This window comes from Janthinobacterium sp. BJB446, from assembly GCF_002735655.1.
Lineage (GTDB): Bacteria > Pseudomonadota > Gammaproteobacteria > Burkholderiales > Burkholderiaceae_D > Janthinobacterium > Janthinobacterium lividum.
Map to the genome: position 1 here is coordinate 2,700,741 of NZ_PDZK01000001.1, position 18,928 is coordinate 2,719,668.

Genomic DNA, 18,928 nt, shown 5'->3' on the forward strand with positions numbered 1-18,928 from the left:
CGGTACATGGTTACGCAGGTAGCGTGCCTGTCAGCCGCCGCGCGGCAGCCTGCTCCACCCAGTCATGCGGCACGACAAAACCGCGCGTGCACTCCACTTCCCAGCCTTCGATAGTATCCACCGTTGCCACCATTACGGGTTGCGCCAGATCAAACAACTGTGCGCGCAAGGCATCCACGTCCAGCACTTCCACGTCGCGCCCCTTGAATGGCGCCAGCCATTGCAGGCGCGGCAGCACGACATAGCGCCGCGCCGGCAATTGCGCCGGCGTGCACCAGAAGCCGTGTCCATGTTCCTGGGAAATGCCGTCCATGGCGGGCGTGGCGCCTGATGGATAGAACAGCCAGCCCTTGACCAGTGCCTGCGCCGCGCGCACAGGTTGCGCCAGCAGGCTTTGCGCGGCCGGATGACGAGACAAGGCCAGCTGCTTGTCGAGAATCTTGCGCATCTTCAAGCCCAAAGTATCGGCCAGGTTGGGGCCGATCAAGTGGTTGAAAATACCGGGATCGGGCGCGCCTTCCAGCAGGTAGAACTTGGTGGCGAATTCCCAGTGCAGCAACGCGTCACCCTGCACCCCATCACGCAGCAAAAAATCGAACTCGCCCACCGTGTCGTTGCGATTGACCTGCACTTGCAAGCCATGCGCTTGCAATAGTCCATGCTGCTCAAAATAAAAGGCCAGCAGCTTTTCAGCATACAGGCCCAGGCGGGAATAGAATTTCGGCCCCAGCGCCGCATCGAGCGGCGACGGATCATCCTGCAGCGCCCCCAGCCATGCCGCGACAAAGGGCGTGACGGGCGCGAGGCTGGCGATGCGCCCGCCCCAGTGGGGGCTGGCCGGGTCCAGCAAGTCGGGCGAGTCCAGCAGCCAGGCCAGCGCACGCACGCGGGGGTGCGTCAGATGCCCCCAGCGCTGCTCGAAGCGGACCTGAAACGTGCCGCCGGCCGCATCACTCACCGTGCGAATCGCCGTGGGCGCTTTTCGCCAGGCACAGGTCGGCCCAGGCGCGCGCCTTGGCCTTGCCCGTCTCGTCCTGCAGCAACATTTCCGGATGGAAGGTGGCCACGACCGAGGCATTGCCCAGCTGGCGTACGGTGCCGCGCACGGGTTTCTCGCCGGGATTGATGCCGGCGGCGGCCATCGAACCCAGGGTGACGATGGTGCGCGGCTGCAGCAGGGCCAGTTCGCGGTCAAAGTACGGGCGGCAAGCGGCCGATTCCGCTTCGGTGGGCAAGCGCTCCTGGCCCGCCTCATCGAGCGGACGGCATTTCAGCAAATGCGTGATGTACACGTCGCGCCCCGCATCGACTTCGATGGCTTTCAGCATATTGTCGAGCAACTTGCCCTGCTCGCCCGGCAAGGCGCGCCCTTCGCGTTCTTCCGTGCGCGAGGGACTGCTGGCCAGCATCAGCCAATCGCCCTGGCGATCGCCACGGCCCATGACGACGCCCTTGCGCGTCTTGCACAAGTCGCAGCGCGCGCACTTGGCGACGGCGGCCGTCAAGCCTTCCCAGTCGAGGGCGGCGATATCCGTATCGCTCAACTGTTTGGCAGGCGGCGGTGGCGGCGCATCGTCGAACCAGGCCGTGTCGTCGGGCGCGGCGGCGGGCACTGGCGTGGCGGCAACGGCGACGGGTACCTCAGCCTTCACCTCGGCGACCACTTCGGCAACGACCGCAGCGGCCACCTCGGCAACCACCTCAGTCACGGCTTGAGCGGCTTCGGCCATGGGAGCCGCCACGGCGACTTCCATCTCCATGGGAGCTTCGACGACATCAACGGCTTCGGCTGCGGCGCCCTGGCGCAAGTGCCACAGGGGACCGACGCCCATTTCATCGAGGAAAACAGCGCTGCGGCTCATAAGGTATAACGCATCACGATGGCGTCCTCACGTTGCGAGTTGCTGGCCGGATAGTATCCCTTGCGCCGGCCGATCTGTTCAAATCCATAGCGCTGGTAAATATCGAGCGCGCGCACGTTCGACGGGCGCACTTCCAGCAGCATCGATTCCATGCCCAGCTGGCGGGCGCAGGCGCAGGACTGATTCAACAGGAAGCGGCCCAGCCCCTGGCCCTGGATGGCGCCCTCGACGGCCACGTTGAGCAAGTGCGCTTCATCGACAACCAGCATCAGCAAAAAGTAGCCGAGCAAGGTGCCGTCCACGTCACGCAGCACCCAGGCAGGGTAGCCGCTCTTGAGGGAATCGACGAAATTGCCATGCGTCCAGGGATGCGGATACACGCGCTGCTCCAGCGCCAGCACCTCAAGCAGGTCCGCTTCGACCATGGGCTGATAGTCGAGGCGCAGCAAGTCCCAGCCTGCCGCGCTGCCATCCTGCGTCACTGCGTCCTTGCCCGCCTCCATCATTGTGCCGGCTCCGCGGCGGCCTTGGCCTGTTGCATCTCGTGCCGTTCCGCGCTCGTGTAGGCGATCTTGTTGCGCAAGTACAAAGGCTGCGCCTCGGCCGCCGTCACGAAATGTCCGGCGGCAAAGGCGATGCGCGCTAGTTGCGCCACTTGCACGGCATGCGGCATGATGGCCGCGTCAGCAGTCGCAGCGCATGGCAGCACGGCCAGTGCTTCGGCATAGGCACTAAAGCCGTTGCCACAGCCGGCAACATCGCCTTGCGGCGCCACGCCAGCCGGCGCGCTCAGTGCCGGTGGCGAAACGAGCTGCAAGCCATCCTGGCAATCATATTGCGCCCAGTACACTTCGCCCATGCGGGCGTCAAGCACGGTCACGATGCGTTGCTCGCCATGCTGCTGGTGGCATGCCAGCGCCATGGCGTCGAGCGTGACAACGGGCACGACGGGCAGGCTGGCGCCATAGGCCAGGCCTTGCGCGATGCCGCAGGCCGTGCGCACGCCCGTAAACGAACCGGGACCGGAGCCGTAGGCGATGGCATCGACGTCGGCCAGGGTCACGCCCGCTTCAGCCAGCAATTCCTGCACCATCGGCAAGGTGGACTGGGAATGGGTGCGCACGCCCGACGACGCGCGGGACAGGACGACATCGCCGCGCAGCAAGGCGCAGGAGGCGAGTTCGGACGAAGTTTCAATAGCAAGCAGGGTGGGAAGTAAGGTAGACATAGCGTATTTTACCTTGCCGCGCCATGGCGCGGCACTCCCCGCTGCGGCATGCCGTGGCAAGCCGGGCAACGATCAGGCCGGCGCGGCCCGATGCGGCTTGCACAGCGGGCCCGCGAGGACGGCTATAATGAAAGACGCAGCTTATTATTTGACCGGCATCCAGTCTGCCGCGCCAGTTAGTCGCTTAGCAACATCGTCTTTCCACTCTTGCCCTGGTCCGTTCCGTGAATCCACTTCTTGCTAAACTGCAACCATATCCATTTGAAAAGCTGCGCCAGCTGTTTGCCGGCGTGACGGTCAACCCCGAGTATGCGCCCATCAGCCTGGGCATGGGCGAACCCAAGCACCCGACGCCGGCGTTCATCGAACAGGCGCTGACCGACAATATCCATGGCCTGGCCAGCTATCCGACCACCATCGGCTCGGAAGCCTTGCGCACGGCCATCGCTGGTTGGCTCGAGCGCCGCTACGGCATCCCCAAGCTCAATCCTGCCACGCAAATCCTGCCCGTGAACGGTTCGCGCGAAGCGCTGTTTGCGCTGGCGCAAACGGTGATCGATCCGTCGGCCGGCTCGCTGGTGATCAGCCCGAATCCGTTTTACCAGATCTATGAAGGCGCGGCCTACCTGGCCGGCGCCGAACCGTATTTCGTCAATTCCGACCCGGCGCGCAATTTCGGCTGCGACTACGACAGCGTACCGGCCAGCATATGGGAAAAGGTCAAACTGCTGTTCCTGTGTTCGCCCGGCAACCCGACGGGCGCCGTCTTGACCCTGACGGACTGGGAACACCTGTTCGCCCTGTCCGAGCGCTACGACTTCGTCATCGCCGCCGACGAGTGCTATTCCGAGATCTATCACGGCGACACGCCCCCGCTGGGCGCGCTGCAGGCGGCGCACATGCTGGGCCTGTCCACCATCGAGCGCCCGTATGCGCGCCTGGTGGTGTTTTCCAGCCTGTCGAAGCGTTCGAACGTGCCGGGCATGCGCTCGGGCTTTGTTGCCGGCGACGCGGAAGTCCTGAAAAAATTCCTGCTTTACCGAACCTACCACGGCGGCGCCATGAGCCCTGCCGTGCAGGCGGCCTCCGTCGCGGCCTGGAACGACGAAACCCATGTCGAGGAAAATCGCGCCAAGTACCGCGCCAAGTTCGACGCCATCACGCCGCTGCTGCAATCGGTGATGGACGTGCAATTGCCGGACGCCGGCTTCTACCTGTGGGCCGACGTCAGCCGCACGGGACTGTCCGACACGCAATTCGCGCAACGCCTGTACGCCGAATATAATGTCACGGTATTGCCTGGCAGCTACCTGGCGCGCGACGCGCACGGCATCAATCCGGGCCGCAACCGCATCCGCATGGCCCTCGTGGCCGAAACGGCCGAAGGGCTGGAAGCAGCGTTGCGCATAGTAAAATTCTGCCAGCAGCTTTCCGCATCCGCATCAACCCCTACATAAACAAGACATCATCATGAGCCAACAACTGCAAACCATCATCGACCTGGCCTGGGAAAACCGCGCCGAGATCAATCCGGGCAACGGCACGGCCGAATTGCGCGACGCCGTCTCCCACGTCATCAATGGCCTGGACAACGGCAGCATCCGCGTGGCGGAAAAAACCTCGGGCGACTGGGTCGTCAACCAGTGGGTCAAGAAAGCCGTGCTGCTGTCGTTCCGCCTGGAAGACAACGTCGTCCTGCCATCCGATGGCACGATGCAGTTCTACGACAAGGTCCCGACCAAGTTCGCCAACTACACGAAGGAAGACTTCGCCAAGGGCGGTTTCCGCGTCGTGCCACCCGCCGTCGCCCGCCGCGGCAGCTTCATCGCCAAGAACGTCGTGCTGATGCCGTCCTACGTCAACATCGGCGCCTACGTCGATGAAGGCGCCATGGTCGACACCTGGGCCACCGTCGGTTCCTGCGCGCAAATCGGCAAGAACGTCCACCTGTCCGGCGGCGTCGGCATCGGCGGCGTGCTGGAACCGATGCAAGCGAACCCGACCATCATCGAAGACAACTGCTTCATCGGCGCCCGCTCGGAAATCGTCGAAGGCGTGATCGTCGAGGAAAACTCGGTCATCTCGATGGGCGTGTACATCGGCCAGTCGACCAAGATCTACGACCGCGCCACGGGCGAAGTGACCTACGGCCGCGTGCCAGCCGGTTCCGTCGTGGTCTCGGGCAACCTGCCTTCGGAAGACGGCAAGTACTCGCTGTACTGCGCCGTGATCGTCAAGCGCGTGGATGCGAAGACGCGCGCGAAAACCGGCATCAACGAACTCTTGCGCGGTATCTGATGACACCTCTGTAAACCTACTGCGCTGCCCACTATCGGGTTTCCGTTGCTCACTGTACTAACTGTACAGTTCCGCTACTCGACCCGATATTGAGCGTGCTCGCTACGGTTTGCAGAGGCGTCGTGACGCACGTAAAAAATCCTGTCCTGCCATTTGGCGGGACATTTTCATTTCCGGCCAGCAACTTCAATCGTCGCGCAGCCATGCCCCATCCTGTCCTATACTGGATGGCATGAATACTCCTCCCGTCTTGATCGTCGGCGCCGGTCCTACCGGCCTCATGCTTGCCTTGCGCCTGGCGCGCCATGGCGTCGATTGCCGCATCATCGACAGGAATAGCGGTCCGGGCCAGGCGTCGCGGGCCATGGCCGTGCATGCGCGCACGCTGGAGTTTTACCAGCAGCTGGGCTTTGCCGACGAGCTGGTGCACCTGGGCATCAAGATCAATGCCATGCATATCCACGAAGGCGGCGAGGAGCTGGTGAAACTGGCGCTGGGCGAGATCGGCGAAGGGCTGAGCCCCTATCCTTTCGTGCTGAGCCTGCCCCAGGACGAGCATGAACGCTTCCTGATCAGCAAACTGGCGGCGGCCGGCGTGCACGTGGAATGGAACGTGGCGCTGGACCTGTGGACGCAGGACGATAGCGAAGTGCAAGCCATCCTGCTCAACAATGGCGAACGCCAATATTGCACGTTTAACTATATTTGCGGCTGCGACGGCGCCCGCAGCAAGGTGCGCGAGATCGCCGGCTTTGCGTTCTCCGGCGGCACCTACGACCACCTGTATTACGTGGCCGACGCGCAAGTGGCCGGCAAGAATACGGACTTGCACGCCCACCTGGGCGCGAACTCGTTTGCGCTGATGCTGCCCGTGCGCACCAGCGGCATGCAGCGCCTGATCGGCATCCTGCCCGACCGCCCCGATGGTGCGCCCGCGCCCGTCTTCGACGACGTGCGGGAGCAGGTGCAAGCCTTGCTGGGCATCGAGGTCGAACACGTAAACTGGTTTTCCACGTATAAGGTGCACCACCGGGTGGCCGGACAATTCCGCGAACGGCGCTGCTTCATCCTCGGCGACGCGGCCCACCTGCACAGCCCCGTGGGCGGCCAGGGCATGAACACGGGCCTGGGCGACGCCGTCAACCTGGCCTGGAAACTGGCGCAAAAACTGCGGGGACAAAGCAACGACGCCCTGCTCGACACCTATGAAAGCGAGCGCATCGTGTTTGCCCGCAAGCTCGTCGCCACCACCGACCGGGCCTTCCAGGCCATCGTCGCGCAAGGCATGGCCGGGCAATTCCTGCGCCGCTGGCTGGTGCCGCACGCGCTGCCCTTCCTCTCCGGCTTCGCGCGCGCGCGCCGGCTGCTGTTCCGGACCGTGTCGCAAATCCAGATCAGCTATGAAGACAGCGCCCTTTCCGCGGGCCATGCGGAATACCTGCGCGGCGGCGACCGCCTGCCGTGGTTCTCGGACGGCACGCAAGACAATTTCACGGCCTTGCGCAGCATGGATTGGCAATTGCACATCTATGGCGAAGCAGCGCCCGAGCTGCTCGACGAAGCGCGCGTGCTGAAACTGCCCGTGCATTGCTACACGTATAACGTGGCCGCCAAACTGGCCGGCCTGGGCCGCGACGCGGCCTATCTCGTGCGCCCCGACGGCCACATCGCGCTGGCCCTGCACCTGCAGGAAAGCGGCGCCCTGCGCGCCCTGGCCTTGCGACTTGGCCTGCATTTCGGTCCGGCCGAATCGGGCAAGGCGGCGCCACGGCCCGTGTAGGGCAAATCACTGGGGCGTGTTGCACTGCCGCATCGACTGCGCATCGACTGTATAATGGCGGCTATCATCGCTTTTTTCCCTGGCGCAAGCGCCACGGTCAAGCGAACCGCATTCATTCCCCTTAGCCCTACCCATGACGACCATTACACTCTACGGTATCCCCAACTGCGATACCGTCAAAAAGGCCCGCACCTGGCTGGCCGCGCAACAACTCGATTTCACCTTCCACGACTTCAAGAAGCAGGGCCTGGAACGCGCCACCGTCGAGGCGTGGCTGCAGCAATTGCCGTGGGATGTGCTGGTCAACAAGAAAGGCACGACCTGGCGCGCCCTGTCCGACGAGCGCAAGGCGTCCACCGTCGATGCGGCAAGTGCCCTGGACTTGATGCTGGAAAACCCGTCCATCATCAAGCGCCCCGTGCTGGACAAGGATGGCCAGTTCAGCGTGGCGTTTTCCGATGTGCAGTACAAGACCCTTTTCTCGCTGTAACCATACTTAGTTGACCACCGGAACGATGTTGCCGGCACGACCTTACCCATGACCACCTCCAAAACCCTTGCCCTGACCGAAAAACTGATCGCCCTGTCCTCGGTCACGCCCGACGACAAGGGCTGCCAGCAGCACCTGATCGACCTCCTCACGCCGCTGGGCTTTGTCTGCGAAACGATACAGTCGAACGACGTCACCAATCTGTGGGCGCGCCGTGGCACGACATCGCCCGTCTTCGTCTTTGCCGGGCATACGGACGTGGTGCCGACCGGTCCCGTCGAGCAATGGCGTTCGCTGCCCTTCATTCCCACGCACCGCGACGGCAAGCTGTACGGCCGTGGCGCGGCCGACATGAAGACCTCGATCGCCGCCATGGTGGTTGCTTGCGAGGAATTCATCGCCGCCACGCCCGGGCACACGGGCTCGATCGCCTTTCTGATTACTAGCGACGAGGAAGGCCCGGCCACGGACGGCACCGTCATCGTCTGCGAGCAATTGAAGGCGCGCGGCGAGCAGATCGACTATTGCCTGGTGGGCGAGCCGACCTCGAGCGCGCAGCTGGGCGACATGATCAAGAACGGCCGCCGCGGTTCGCTGTCGGGCCGGCTGACTATCAAGGGCGTGCAAGGCCATATCGCCTACCCGCACCTGGCAAAAAACCCGATTCACGAAGCGGCGCAGGCGCTGGCCGACCTGGTCGAGGAAAAATGGGATGCCGGCAACGAGTACTATTTGCCGACCTCGTGGCAAATGTCCAACATCAACGCGGGCACAGGCGCGAACAACGTGATTCCCGGCGACATGGTGATCGATTTCAATTTCCGTTTTTCCACGGCCAGCACGGCGGAAAACCTGCAGGAACGGGTCCACGCCATCCTCGACAAGCATGATTTGCAATACGATTTGCAGTGGACCCTGAGCGGCCTGCCCTTCCTCACGCCGCGCGGCACCCTCTCCGATGCGCTGTCGTCCGCGATCCACGCGGAAACGGGCATCACGACGGAGCTGTCGACCACGGGCGGCACCTCGGATGGCCGGTTTATCGCGCAAATCTGCCCCCAAGTGATAGAATTCGGGCCGCCCAATGCCAGTATTCACAAGATCGACGAGCACATCGAACTGCGCCACATCGATCCTCTGAAGAATATTTACCGGCGCACGCTGGAGCATTTGCTGCCCGTCTGAACCAGAATACCGAGGCCCGTCACGGCGGGCCAGAACACCGTCTTTTCGAGAATGCCATGACCCCGAACCCGTTTTCCACGCCACGCGACCTGCTGCGCTACGCCGTTACCCGTTTCAATACCGCCAAGCTGTTTTTCGGCCACGGCAGCGCCGAAGCGTTCGACGAAGCGGCCTATCTGATCCTGCACACCTTGAAGTTGCCGCTCGACAAGCTCGAACCCTTCCTCGACGCCAAGCTGCTGCCGTCGGAAGTGGCCAGCGTGATGAGCGTCATCGACCGCCGCAGCATCGACCGCGTGCCGGCCGCCTACATCACCAAGGAAGGCTGGCTGGGCACGTATAACTTCTACGTCGACGAGCGCGTGATCGTGCCCCGTTCCTTCATCGCCGAACTGATCCCTGAATACTTCTCGCCATGGGTGGCGGAACCGGAAGCCGTGGAAAATATCCTGGAACTGTGCACCGGCTCGGGCTGCCTGGCTATCATGATGGCCGATGCCTTCCCGAACGCCGCAGTCGACGCCGTGGACATTTCCGCCGACGCGCTGGCCGTGGCCAAGCGCAACGTCGACACCTACAAATTGCAGGACCGCGTCACCCTGATCGAATCGGACCTGTACGCCAACGTGCCGGCCAAGAAATATGATTTGATCATCAGCAATCCGCCATACGTGAATTCCGCCTCGATGGGCGCCCTGCCCCAGGAATACCTGGCTGAACCGCAAATCGCCCTCGACGGCGGCAGCGACGGCATGGACCTGGTGCGCAAGATCATCGCCGGCGCGGCCGAACGCCTGACGGACGACGGCATCCTGATGATTGAAATCGGCAACGAACGCGCATACGCCGAAGCGGCCTTCGGCGAGCTGGGCCTGACCTGGCTGACGACGAGCGCCGGCGACGACATGGTCTTCCTGCTGACGGCCGAGCAGTTGAAGCTGGTTTAATGGAATTGGTAGGTCGGATTAGCGTAGCGTAATCCGACATGCCTGTGCGGCACCCGTCGGATTACGTCCTTCGGACTAATCCGACCTACACGATGTTTTTACGGCGGGGGTCAAAGCCTAGCCTTTACAAAGAAAAAAATGATACGTTTCCTACAAGTAAGCCTGATGCGCGGCATCAAACCGTTGCTCGAACAAGTCGATGTCACCCTCAATCCGGGCGACAAGATCGGCCTGATCGGAGCCAATGGCGCGGGCAAATCGAGCCTGTTCGCCATGATGCGTGGCGAATTGCACCCTGACCAGGGCGAGATCGATTTCCCGGCCAAATGGCGCGTGGCTTACGTGGCGCAGGAAACGCCGCCGCTGGACCGTGCCGCGCTCGATTATGCGATTGACGGCGACGTCACCCTGCGCAAACTGGAAGCGGAACTGGCGCGCCTGGAATCAGAGCCTGCCACGTCGGAAAACGGTATCGCCATCGGCGAAATCTACAGCGCCATGGCCGATGCCGACGCGTATACCGTGCAATCGCGCGGCGAGCAATTGCTGCTGGGCCTGGGCTTCACCCTGGACCAGATGCAGCAACCGGTGGCCAGTTTCTCCGGCGGCTGGCGCATGCGTTTGAACCTGGCGCAGGCGCTGATGTGCCCGTCCGACCTGCTGCTGCTCGATGAACCGACCAACCACTTGGATCTGGACGCCATCATCTGGCTGGAAGACTGGCTCAAGCGCTACGCCGGCACCCTGCTGATCATTTCCCATGACCGCGACTTCCTCGATGAAGTCGTCAACGTGGTCGTGCATATCGACGAACGCAAGCTGAAACGCTACTCGGGCAACTACTCGAGCTTCGAGCGCCAACGCGCGGCGCAGATGATCCTGGCCGCCGGCGCGCTGGAAAAGCAGCAGCGCAAACGTGCCCATCTGGAATCGTTCGTGAACCGCTTCAAGGCGCAAGCCTCGAAGGCCCGCCAGGCGCAAAGCCGCATGAAGGCGCTGGCGAAGATGGAAGAGCTGGCGCCATTGCGCGCCGCCGCCGAATTCTCGTTCGAATTCCGCGAGCCGCTGTCGGCACCAAATCCGCTGCTGGTGATGGAAGACGTCGATGCGGGCTACAAGATCGAGAACGAAGCGACGGGCGAAATCACGCATAAAACCATCGTCAACGGCATCAAGTTTTCGCTGCAGATCGGCCAGCGCATCGGCCTGCTGGGCCAGAACGGCGCCGGCAAGTCGACCCTGATCAAGACCATCGCCGGCGAACTGATGCCGCTGACGGGCGACGCCACCATGGGCAAGGGCCTCAACATCGGCTACTTCGCCCAGCACCAGGTGGAAATGCTGCGCCACGACGAATCGCCGCTGTGGCATCTGGCCAAGATCGCCCCGACCGTGCGCGAGCAGGAACTGCGCAACTTCCTGGGCGGCTTCAACTTCCCCGGCAACATGGTCACGGCGTCCATCGCACCGTTCTCGGGCGGCGAAAAAGCCCGCCTGGCGCTGGCCCTGATCGTCTGGCAGCGTCCTAACCTGCTGCTGCTCGATGAACCGACCAACCACCTGGATCTGGAAACGCGCGAAGCGCTGACGGAAGCGCTGGCCCAGTTCGAAGGCACCCTGGTCGTCGTGTCCCATGATCGCCACTTGCTGCGCGCCACCACGGACGAATTCATCATCGTTGCCGACGGCAAGCTGCAACCGTTCGACGGCGACCTGGACGACTACAAGGATTGGCTGTTCAAGACCAAGCTGGGCAAGGGCACGGACGTGCTGCCGGCCGCCGGCAAGGCCAACAAGACCGACTTCCCCGTGACGTCTTCCGTCCCTGCGCCGGTAGCCGCCGCCCCGGCCGCGCCCGTGCGCGACAAGCGCAAGGAAGCGGAAGACCGCCAGAAGGCCGCCGCCCTGCGCAAACCGATCGAAAACAAGATCAAGCGCCAGGAAGAGCAGATCGCCAAGCGCAATGCGCAAAAGGCGGAAACCGACGCCAAGCTGGGCGAGCCGACCATCTATGACGCGGCCAACAAGGCCAAGCTCAAGCAATTGCTGGCCGACCAGACCTTCTTCACCAAGGACCTGGCGCAGCTGGAAGCGGAATGGCTGGACTTGCAGGATCAGTTAGAGAAACTGGGCTAACGCAAGACACAAAGACGACTCCCGGGTCGTCTTTTTTTATGCCGCCTGCATGGGACTGGGGCTGCGGATCGCCATCAGGCGGTCGATGTCGACGAGGATCAATCGGCGCCCCGCCACCGTGCCCAGGCCCAGCAGGTAATCGGCTTCCGCCTCGCCCAGGCCGGGCACGGCGGCGATGTCGCTGGCGGCCAGGCTGACGATATCAGTGACGCCATCGACCACCATGCCCATCACGCCATTGCTCAGCTGCAAAATGATCACGTCGGTGGCCGGGTCGGGCGCGCCGTGGGCGCTGCCAAACGCGGCGCGCATGTCGACGATGGGGATGATTACGCCGCGCGAAACGGCCACGCTGTGCAGCACTTCCCCTTCCGAGGAAAAACGGTCGAGTTCCTTCAGAGGACGCAATTCCCGCACGCAACGGTAATCGAGGCCGTATTCCAGGCCGCCCAGCCGGAAGCTCAAGTACTGCGTCAGGTATTGGGTCGTTGCGGCGCCAGGCGTGGTCGTGGGCTGCATGGTGTTCCTTTCATCCGGTAGGCGCTGCCAGGATGCGCAGTGGCGCAACGTTGGCCCCATGCTAACCAGCATCACCGCAGGCGGCGTTGAGAAACATCAACTTTCCCGGAAGGCAGCCTGGCCTCAGCGCCCGGCCTTGCGCCGGCGCAGCCATCTTCCCTTACAATACCCACATCATTCCCCAACAGGCAGGCCATGCAACACCTCGTCAACCCCGCTGAAGTTGAATTTTCCGCCATCCGCGCCCAGGGCCCGGGCGGGCAGAACGTCAACAAGGTGTCCAGCGCCATCCATCTGCGCTTCCCCATCGCCGCCTCGTCGCTGCCGGAAGCGTACAAGGAACGGCTGCTGGCCCTGCGCGACAGCCGCATCAGCAAGGATGGCGTGCTGGTGCTCAAGGCGCAGCAGTCGCGCAGCCAGGAACAGAACAAGGAAGAAGCGTTGCGGCGCTTGCAGGAAATCATCGACAGCGTGACCTTCCTGCCCGCCGTGCGCCGCGCCACCAAGCCCACGCGCAGCTCGCAGCGGCGCCGTCTCGACAGCAAGAGCACGCACAGCGTCCTCAAACAATCTCGCGGCAAGGTTATCGACTGATCAGAGTGGCGGCTGGTAGGTCCAGTCCAGGCTGCCTGTGCTATCTGCGAACACGGGCTGCGTGGCCGGCGTGGCGCTGCGCAGCAAGGCCTTGATTTCCTTCGGCGGCCGGTCGTAGACCTTGGCCGGGCCGGGCGGCACGACGAGGGCGCGCACCGTCGTCTCGCCATCAATCAGGCTCAGGGTGCAGCGCGACTGGCCCGCCGTTGCCTGCCGCTCCTGACGCAATTGTTCCACCAGCGCCAGCATCTGCGCGTGCAGGATTTCCGACTGTTTTACCTCCACGCGCAGCCGCGCCACCTCTTTCAGGACGGGAGCGATGCGCGCGGCCAGCTTGTCGTACTGTATCTGCTGCGTTGATTGCAGTTGCAATTCGCCACGCCGCAGCTGGCCCGCCAGGGTCAGGTAATTGCGTACCTCGGGCAATTGCGCGATGGCATCGATTTCCTGCTGGCGCTTGTGCTGCACCTGCAGGAATTGCGCCGCCTTCGCCAGGCTCTCGGCGATCTTTTGTTCCAGCGCACTCAAATCGGGCACCAGCGGGAACAGCAGCATCTCCACCTGCTTGCGGGGACCGGCGCTGCCGATGCGGATGGTGCGCGCCGCCACGGCGCAGCCTTCGGCCAGTTCGATGACGACCTCGTCGGCGATGATCTCGCAATTGCTGGCGCTGTCGATCACCACGCGCGTGCCGGCGATGACACAGCTTTCCGCGCGCTTCACATGCACTTCGCCGCTCAGCGCCTGCAGCACGGAGCCGGAAGCGACGCCCTCGACGCGCACGTCGCCATGCTCGTTGAAGGCCGTGCCGCCCACCAGGTTGCGCTGTAGCCATATTAATCCGCCATGCGAGTGCAAGTGGCCGTAGACGTCGCCATGGATGGTGATGTCGCTGCCGTCGAGCTGGCGCTGCTCCTGCACTTCGCCGTACTCCTCGTAGGCGGCGCTCAGCTTCAAATTGCCCGTCGTACGGCTGCTGACGCCTTCGCGGCTGACGATCTTGTTTTCGATGGACATCTTGCCTTGCTCATCGACATTCACATAGCCATCTTGCGTGGCCACGACGAAATCCCCATCGCTGAAATGCTCGACCGCCGTGCCTGGCCCCGCCACGGTGGCCAGGTCCAGTTCCAGCGGCGCGGGCGGCGGCAGCGCCTTGCCGGCCAGGTCGTAGCCGGGCAAGCCGGGAGTCCCCGGCAGCAGACGCAGCAGGCGCGCGTGTTTTTTTACTTGCGGAAAGCGGTTCTTGAAGCTGAGCAAATCCAGGCGGCCATCGGAGCGTTCGCGCGGCGCATCGTCGCGGTGGATGCCTTGCGACACTTCGACCAGCTGGGCGTCGCGCCCCGGCTGTGGTGGCAGCACCCTCGCCACCGTGATGCGCTCGGCCTTGCCGCTGGCGAGAATGGCGCGCACGGCCGCGCTATCGATGCCGTAGTGCACGCCCTTGCACCACAGGTCGGCCACCAGCTCGTCGAATTCGCGGCGCGCCGGCACCTGGCCGTCCGCGTCCGCAGGCAAGGCTTCAAAGTAAAATTCGGCGCTGTCGCCACGGATCTTGATTTGTTTGTACAGCGCACGGCGCGCGGGCGGGAATGGCGCCACGCGCACGGCGATGCGCAGCAGGGCATCGCCCTTGGGCGCGGCGCGGGGAGTAGGGGCATGAAACAGGGTCAGCAGGAACAAACCGTAATCGAGGCCGGCCAGCAGCTGGCCCGACTGGAACAGCTGCTCGACGGCGGTGCGCAGCTGCGCCGGCGCCAGCGACAGGTCAAGGAACACGCCCTCGTCGCGCTGGACCAGGCCGTGCGGCAAGCCGCCTGCGGGGACCGCATCCGGAACGGGTGTGTCGTCGTCGCTCACGCCTTGCCTCCCCCAGCAGCCATTTCAAAGAATTGCCTCCGTGCACTAGAACAATATCACGGGGCGGGGCCGTGTGCCTGACTGAGCAACAATGCATGCGGCCAGATGCAAACAGGGCCATGTCTTGCGAGATGGCCCTGTCGGAGGGGGATGGCTGCCTAGCGGCGCGGGGGATTCGAGTAAATGTCCTGCCCCACTTCGTTGATCTGGCGGCGCAGGTCGCGCCGTTCGTCGGGCGTCATGCGGCCCGTGCGGCGCGAGGCGTCGGCGCCTTCGTTGGCGCGGCGCTGCTCTTCTGCGCGCGTGTCGAAACTGCGTGCGTCACGCTGTTCGCGCAGTCGCGTATCATTGCTGTTGCTGCGCTGTACCTGTTCATACCGCTGGGCCTGCATTTGCTGCTGGTCGTCACGGCGTGGCGGCGGCTGGTTTTGCGCTGCCGCCAGACTGGCGGCAAACACGGAACAAACGGCAAATGCGGACAGCACGGTCGTACGTGCAGCAATAGCTGCGCTGGGAGCGGCGTGAATTTTTTTAGTAAAGATATTCATTGAGTTCCTCTTCCGCGATGCCGTATAAACTAAAGCTGATTTCCACTGTGGCCCCAGTGTATGATGCTTTACACGGTGCAGTAAGAGTAATTGGGTAAAGTTTGTAACACTTTGTAATGGGTCGCCACAGCCCCTTGCCGACGCCGCGCGAGGCGTTACTATAGCAACTAATATAAGATAACACGACACCCTAAATGACCACAACCTCCACTTCCGGCAGCAATACAACAACGCAATCGATCCACGGCCACCAGGCAAAAATCATGGTAGTCGATGACGATGTGCGCCTGCGCGACCTGCTGCGGCGCTACCTGACCGAACAGGGCTTCAATGTCTTTACGGCAGAGAGCGCGACGGCCATGAACAAACTGTGGCTGCGCGAACGCTACGACCTGCTGGTACTCGACCTGATGCTTCCGGGCGAAGACGGCCTGTCGATCTGCCGCCGCCTGCGCGGCGCGGGCGACCAGACGCCGATCATCATGCTGACGGCCAAGGGCGAGGACGTGGACCGCATCGTGGGCCTGGAAATGGGTGCCGACGATTATCTGCCGAAACCATTCAATCCCCGTGAACTGGTGGCCCGCATCGGCGCCGTGCTGCGCCGCAAGGGTCCCGATGAAATCCCGGGCGCACCGTCGGAAACGCCGCAAACCTTCGAATTCGGCGACTTCGTGCTGGACCTGGGCACGCGTACCCTGAAAAAGAATGGCGAAACAGTGCCGCTGACGACCGGTGAATTTTCGGTGCTGAAAGTGTTTGCCCGCCATGCGCGCCAGCCGCTGTCGCGCGAGAAACTCATGGAACTGGCGCGCGGCCGCGAATACGAAGTGTTCGACCGCAGCCTGGACGTGCAAATCTCGCGCCTGCGCAAACTCATCGAACCTGATCCGTCGAGCCCGCTGTTCATCCAGACCGTGTGGGGCTTAGGTTACGTCTTCATCCCGGACGGACAGCCGCGCTGATCGCAGGCGAGGCATGATGAAGCTTTTTCCCGATATCAGCCTGGCGCGGCTGAAAAGCGGCTTGTTCTGGCGCACCTTTTTGCTGCTCGGCACCTTGACCACGGTCAGCATGATCGCCTGGTTCAGCATGATTTCCTTCATCCAGCGCGAGCCGCAGGCGCAGCAGATTTCCGCCCAGATCATTTCCGTCGTTACCATCACGCATGCGGCACTGACGCACTCGGCTCCCGAGCTGCGGCGCGAGCTGCTGTTCGACCTCGTCAGCAATGAAGGCATCCGCATCTTCTCGCTGGAAGAGGACGACCGCATCGAGCCGCCGCCCGACAATTACCTGATGCCCGACATCGAGGCGCTGGTGAAGGCCAAGCTGGGCAAGGACACGCGCTTTTCCGCGCGCGTCAACGGCGTGGCCGGCTTCTGGGTCAGCTTCAAGATCGACGACGACGAGTACTGGCTGATGCTGGACCGGGAGCGCCTGCGCGGCCTGACGGGCTTCCAGTGGCTGGGCTGGGCCAGCCTGGTGTCGCTGCTGTCCCTGCTGGGCGCAGCCATCATTTCCAGCCTGATCAATCTGCCGCTGTCGCGTTTGACGGCGGCCGCGCGCGACATCGCCAAGGGCAAGCAGCCGGCGCCGCTGCCGGAAAAGGGCCCGATCGAAATCATCGAGGCGAACCGCAGCTTCAACCAGATGGTCGATGATCTGAAACAGGTGGAATCGGACCGCGCCGTGATTTTGGCAGGCATTTCGCACGACTTGCGCACGCCGCTGGCGCGCATGCAGTTGGAAGTGGAAATGGCAAACCTGTCGGACGAGGCGCGCGAAGGCATCCAGTCCGATATCGGGCAGATGGACGCCATCATCGGCCAGTTCCTCGACTATGCCAAGCCGACGGAAGCGTCGAGCTTTACGGATGTCGACCTCAGCGGCCTGCTCAGCGACATGACGCGCGAAGCCATGCGCCTGCCGGATGTGAAGATCAACGCCAGCATCGCCGATGGCGCGCATGCGATGGGCAACCCCACCGACCTGCGCCGCGTGCTGAACAACCTGATCGAGAATGCGCGCCGCTATGGCAAGACGCCGGGCAGCGACGTGACGGAAATCGACATCGCCTGCCAGGTGCGCACCAGCCACGGCGCGAAAAAGGTCATCATCGAGGTGCAAGACCACGGCACGGGCGTGCCAGCAGAAAAGATCGAGCAACTGATGAAACCGTTCACCCGCCTCGACACGGCGCGCGGGCAGGCAAACGGCGCCGGCCTGGGCCTGGCCATCGTCGACCGCGTGCTGCTGCGCCATGGCGCCGAATTGCAAGTGCGCAACCGCGAAGGCGGCGGCCTGGCGTTTCAGATCAGCTTGCCAGCGGCGTAGGTCGGATCAGCGAGGCCTTGCCTCGCCTAATCCGACAACATTGTTGGCTATTCCTGTCGGATTACGCGCCAGGCGCTAATCCGACCTACGCCACCGGCTCCGGCGTTTCCGCCGCCCGACAACGGTCAAGCGGACGCCTGCTCTTGCGCCAGCAATTTATTCATCAGCAGTTCCGTCGCCCCGTAGCCGTACAGGGAATCGCTCTCCATGCCCGGCGTATCGAAGGGGATCGATTCCTCGCGGTTCAGCTTGGCAGGGTCGGCGTCCGCATAGCTGGCGCGCCAGGCGCGCTGCAAGGATTCATTGCGGCGGATAAAGGCCGGCATGGGCCAGGCGTCGCGCTCCCAATGGAGGCTGTCACCCAGCAGGGGCCAGCGCTCGTTGAGCAGGGCCATGTCGCCCGTGCGCAGGCGGCGTACGGCCTGTTCCGGCCGCAAGCCTTCCAGCTCATCGAGCGTCGGCAAGCTGTCGCGCTTCGGCCCGAACATATACGCCAGCATGATGCGCCCGGCAGGCGCCCTGCGCGCCACCACGCCGACGGCATAGCCGCCGCCCGGCAAGGGCACGGCAAACCAGCTGCCTTCTCGGTATGGTAATGATCTCATTTCTTGAAGCCCCCTGGAATACACCGGACAGCCGCTGCTATCCGACGTTAAATTTAATTAGGGGCACAGTCTACGCGAAACGATGCAAAAGTGGCGCATGGTACGCCACAGCAACAAACCAATAGTTACAATATTTTCTCGTCATAGTGATACTGGGCAACAATCGGTCCCGCCTTGAACAGCGCTTCCTTCATGGCCGCGTCCAGGCGCGCATCGCGGCGGCGCATCCATTCGAGCAGCATGGCCGCTTCCTTGCGGCTGGTGTCGCCCGCATGCGCGAGCACGCGGCGCAGTTCCGGGTCCGTGCACGCCTCGAAACGCTGGCTGTTCAAGTCCAGTGCCTGCAGCGCGGCGATGGTGGCGCCGATGGCGCGGTGCATGTCGAGCGCGGTGGCCGGCAAGCCGGATTCTTCCAGTGGGACGTTGGTCATGCGCATTCCTTTTCGCGTGGTGGTGACATCGGCTGCATTCTCCACCGCGCGGGCGAAAAGCTCAAGCGTCCACGACACGTTTCCACCCGTTCGGCCATAATCATGGCT

The 18,928-nt window shown here is 63.3% G+C and carries 19 protein-coding genes; 10 read left to right on the forward strand and 9 right to left on the reverse strand.

The window, feature by feature from the left end; all coding sequences use genetic code 11:
• Nucleotides 1-10: 10 nt before the first annotated feature.
• From CSQ92_RS11940 to tsaB, 4 genes are read right to left on the reverse strand one after another with little or no spacing between them, the layout of a single operon-like run.
• Nucleotides 11-958 (reverse strand): DUF1853 family protein, encoded by a 948-nt coding sequence (locus CSQ92_RS11940; protein WP_180276899.1) that lies wholly within the window; start codon nucleotides 956-958, stop codon nucleotides 11-13.
• The gene (locus tag CSQ92_RS11945; RefSeq protein WP_099388340.1) at nucleotides 951-1,862 is read right to left on the reverse strand and encodes a uracil-DNA glycosylase; all 912 of its coding nucleotides are present in this window, start codon (nucleotides 1,860-1,862) and stop codon (nucleotides 951-953) included. Before CSQ92_RS11945 ends, CSQ92_RS11940 begins: the two co-directional genes overlap by 8 nt.
• The gene (gene rimI, locus CSQ92_RS11950) at nucleotides 1,859-2,368 is read right to left on the reverse strand and encodes a ribosomal protein S18-alanine N-acetyltransferase (protein WP_070255497.1); all 510 of its coding nucleotides are present in this window, start codon (nucleotides 2,366-2,368) and stop codon (nucleotides 1,859-1,861) included. The genes CSQ92_RS11945 and rimI overlap by 4 nt, the downstream gene beginning before the upstream one ends.
• Nucleotides 2,365-3,090, reverse strand: coding sequence for a tRNA (adenosine(37)-N6)-threonylcarbamoyltransferase complex dimerization subunit type 1 TsaB (gene tsaB / locus CSQ92_RS11955; protein WP_180276999.1), 726 nt, complete (start codon nucleotides 3,088-3,090; stop codon nucleotides 2,365-2,367). The genes rimI and tsaB overlap by 4 nt, the downstream gene beginning before the upstream one ends.
• A 224-nt stretch (nucleotides 3,091-3,314) precedes the next feature.
• Here tsaB and dapC point away from each other — a divergent pair, with 224 nt between their 5' ends.
• The 7 genes from dapC to CSQ92_RS11990 all read left to right on the forward strand — a co-directional run bounded on the left by dapC (nucleotide 3,315) and on the right by CSQ92_RS11990 (nucleotide 11,926).
• A complete protein-coding gene (gene dapC, locus CSQ92_RS11960) occupies nucleotides 3,315-4,547 on the forward strand; it encodes a succinyldiaminopimelate transaminase (protein WP_099394216.1) in 1,233 nt (410 codons plus the stop codon).
• Between the two features lie 13 nt (nucleotides 4,548-4,560).
• On the forward strand, nucleotides 4,561-5,388 hold the full coding sequence (dapD, locus tag CSQ92_RS11965) for a 2,3,4,5-tetrahydropyridine-2,6-dicarboxylate N-succinyltransferase (protein ID WP_099388341.1): 828 nt from the start codon (nucleotides 4,561-4,563) through the stop codon (nucleotides 5,386-5,388).
• 232 nt (nucleotides 5,389-5,620) lie between these two features.
• Nucleotides 5,621-7,168: an FAD-dependent oxidoreductase gene (locus CSQ92_RS11970; RefSeq protein ID WP_099388342.1), complete on the forward strand. Its 1,548-nt coding sequence runs from the start codon at nucleotides 5,621-5,623 to the stop codon at nucleotides 7,166-7,168.
• 133 nt (nucleotides 7,169-7,301) lie between these two features.
• Nucleotides 7,302-7,658: an ArsC family reductase gene (locus tag CSQ92_RS11975; RefSeq protein WP_099394217.1), complete on the forward strand. Its 357-nt coding sequence runs from the start codon at nucleotides 7,302-7,304 to the stop codon at nucleotides 7,656-7,658.
• Between the two features lie 48 nt (nucleotides 7,659-7,706).
• Nucleotides 7,707-8,843, forward strand: coding sequence for a succinyl-diaminopimelate desuccinylase (gene dapE / locus CSQ92_RS11980; protein WP_092606046.1), 1,137 nt, complete (start codon nucleotides 7,707-7,709; stop codon nucleotides 8,841-8,843).
• Between the two features lie 56 nt (nucleotides 8,844-8,899).
• Complete coding sequence (gene prmB, locus CSQ92_RS11985) at nucleotides 8,900-9,790, forward strand: 50S ribosomal protein L3 N(5)-glutamine methyltransferase (protein WP_070282203.1); 891 nt, start codon at nucleotides 8,900-8,902, stop codon at nucleotides 9,788-9,790.
• A gap of 138 nt (nucleotides 9,791-9,928) precedes the next feature.
• Entirely contained in the window at nucleotides 9,929-11,926 is a 1,998-nt protein-coding gene (locus tag CSQ92_RS11990) for an ATP-binding cassette domain-containing protein (RefSeq protein WP_070255513.1), read from the forward strand.
• Nucleotides 11,927-11,962: 36 nt separating this feature from the next.
• Here CSQ92_RS11990 and CSQ92_RS11995 read toward each other — a convergent pair whose 3' ends face one another.
• Nucleotides 11,963-12,445, reverse strand: a complete 483-nt coding sequence (locus tag CSQ92_RS11995) for a chemotaxis protein CheW (protein WP_034779394.1) — start codon at nucleotides 12,443-12,445, stop codon at nucleotides 11,963-11,965.
• Between the two features lie 195 nt (nucleotides 12,446-12,640).
• On the opposite strand from CSQ92_RS11995, the gene arfB reads away from it, so the two are divergent.
• Nucleotides 12,641-13,039 carry an alternative ribosome rescue aminoacyl-tRNA hydrolase ArfB gene (arfB, locus tag CSQ92_RS12000; RefSeq protein WP_034779396.1) on the forward strand — a complete coding sequence of 133 codons (399 nt, stop codon included), beginning with the start codon at nucleotides 12,641-12,643 and terminating at the stop codon, nucleotides 13,037-13,039.
• Here the strand turns inward: arfB and CSQ92_RS12005 are convergent, their stop codons facing one another.
• Both CSQ92_RS12005 and CSQ92_RS12010 read right to left on the reverse strand, forming a co-directional pair.
• A complete protein-coding gene (locus tag CSQ92_RS12005; RefSeq protein WP_083299964.1) occupies nucleotides 13,040-14,899 on the reverse strand; it encodes a flagellar assembly protein A in 1,860 nt (619 codons plus the stop codon).
• A 158-nt stretch (nucleotides 14,900-15,057) separates the two neighbouring features.
• Nucleotides 15,058-15,447: a hypothetical protein gene (locus CSQ92_RS12010; RefSeq protein WP_070255514.1), complete on the reverse strand. Its 390-nt coding sequence runs from the start codon at nucleotides 15,445-15,447 to the stop codon at nucleotides 15,058-15,060.
• A 263-nt stretch (nucleotides 15,448-15,710) separates the two neighbouring features.
• Between CSQ92_RS12010 and ompR the strand changes: the two genes are divergently transcribed.
• Nucleotides 15,711-16,412 (forward strand): osmolarity response regulator transcription factor OmpR, encoded by a 702-nt coding sequence (gene ompR / locus CSQ92_RS12015; protein WP_223278807.1) that lies wholly within the window; start codon nucleotides 15,711-15,713, stop codon nucleotides 16,410-16,412.
• A 13-nt stretch (nucleotides 16,413-16,425) separates the two neighbouring features.
• A complete protein-coding gene (locus tag CSQ92_RS12020; protein WP_034779404.1) occupies nucleotides 16,426-17,784 on the forward strand; it encodes a sensor histidine kinase in 1,359 nt (452 codons plus the stop codon).
• Between the two features lie 125 nt (nucleotides 17,785-17,909).
• Here CSQ92_RS12020 and CSQ92_RS12025 read toward each other — a convergent pair whose 3' ends face one another.
• Both CSQ92_RS12025 and CSQ92_RS12030 read right to left on the reverse strand, forming a co-directional pair.
• A complete protein-coding gene (locus CSQ92_RS12025) occupies nucleotides 17,910-18,389 on the reverse strand; it encodes an Imm26 family immunity protein (protein ID WP_034779408.1) in 480 nt (159 codons plus the stop codon).
• A gap of 125 nt (nucleotides 18,390-18,514) precedes the next feature.
• The gene (locus tag CSQ92_RS12030; protein WP_070282200.1) at nucleotides 18,515-18,820 is read right to left on the reverse strand and encodes a ferritin family protein; all 306 of its coding nucleotides are present in this window, start codon (nucleotides 18,818-18,820) and stop codon (nucleotides 18,515-18,517) included.
• Nucleotides 18,821-18,928 lie beyond the last annotated feature (108 nt).

What these genes read in the sequence shown, in the direction of transcription:
- CSQ92_RS11945 (WP_099388340.1), bottom strand. Translation starts at nt 1,862, where the DNA reads ATGAGCCGCAGCGCTGTTTTCCTCGATGAAATGGGCGTCGGTCCCCTG.
- rimI (WP_070255497.1), bottom strand. Translation starts at nt 2,368, where the DNA reads ATGATGGAGGCGGGCAAGGACGCAGTGACGCAGGATGGCAGCGCGGCA.
- tsaB (WP_180276999.1), bottom strand. Translation starts at nt 3,090, where the DNA reads ATGTCTACCTTACTTCCCACCCTGCTTGCTATTGAAACTTCGTCCGAA.
- dapD (WP_099388341.1), top strand. Translation starts at nt 4,561, where the DNA reads ATGAGCCAACAACTGCAAACCATCATCGACCTGGCCTGGGAAAACCGC.
- CSQ92_RS11970 (WP_099388342.1), top strand. Translation starts at nt 5,621, where the DNA reads ATGAATACTCCTCCCGTCTTGATCGTCGGCGCCGGTCCTACCGGCCTC.
- CSQ92_RS11975 (WP_099394217.1), top strand. Translation starts at nt 7,302, where the DNA reads ATGACGACCATTACACTCTACGGTATCCCCAACTGCGATACCGTCAAA.
- dapE (WP_092606046.1), top strand. Translation starts at nt 7,707, where the DNA reads ATGACCACCTCCAAAACCCTTGCCCTGACCGAAAAACTGATCGCCCTG.
- prmB (WP_070282203.1), top strand. Translation starts at nt 8,900, where the DNA reads ATGACCCCGAACCCGTTTTCCACGCCACGCGACCTGCTGCGCTACGCC.
- CSQ92_RS11990 (WP_070255513.1), top strand. Translation starts at nt 9,929, where the DNA reads ATGATACGTTTCCTACAAGTAAGCCTGATGCGCGGCATCAAACCGTTG.
- CSQ92_RS11995 (WP_034779394.1), bottom strand. Translation starts at nt 12,445, where the DNA reads ATGCAGCCCACGACCACGCCTGGCGCCGCAACGACCCAATACCTGACG.
- arfB (WP_034779396.1), top strand. Translation starts at nt 12,641, where the DNA reads ATGCAACACCTCGTCAACCCCGCTGAAGTTGAATTTTCCGCCATCCGC.
- CSQ92_RS12010 (WP_070255514.1), bottom strand. Translation starts at nt 15,447, where the DNA reads ATGAATATCTTTACTAAAAAAATTCACGCCGCTCCCAGCGCAGCTATT.
- ompR (WP_223278807.1), top strand. Translation starts at nt 15,711, where the DNA reads ATGGTAGTCGATGACGATGTGCGCCTGCGCGACCTGCTGCGGCGCTAC.
- CSQ92_RS12020 (WP_034779404.1), top strand. Translation starts at nt 16,426, where the DNA reads ATGATGAAGCTTTTTCCCGATATCAGCCTGGCGCGGCTGAAAAGCGGC.
- CSQ92_RS12025 (WP_034779408.1), bottom strand. Translation starts at nt 18,389, where the DNA reads ATGAGATCATTACCATACCGAGAAGGCAGCTGGTTTGCCGTGCCCTTG.
- CSQ92_RS12030 (WP_070282200.1), bottom strand. Translation starts at nt 18,820, where the DNA reads ATGACCAACGTCCCACTGGAAGAATCCGGCTTGCCGGCCACCGCGCTC.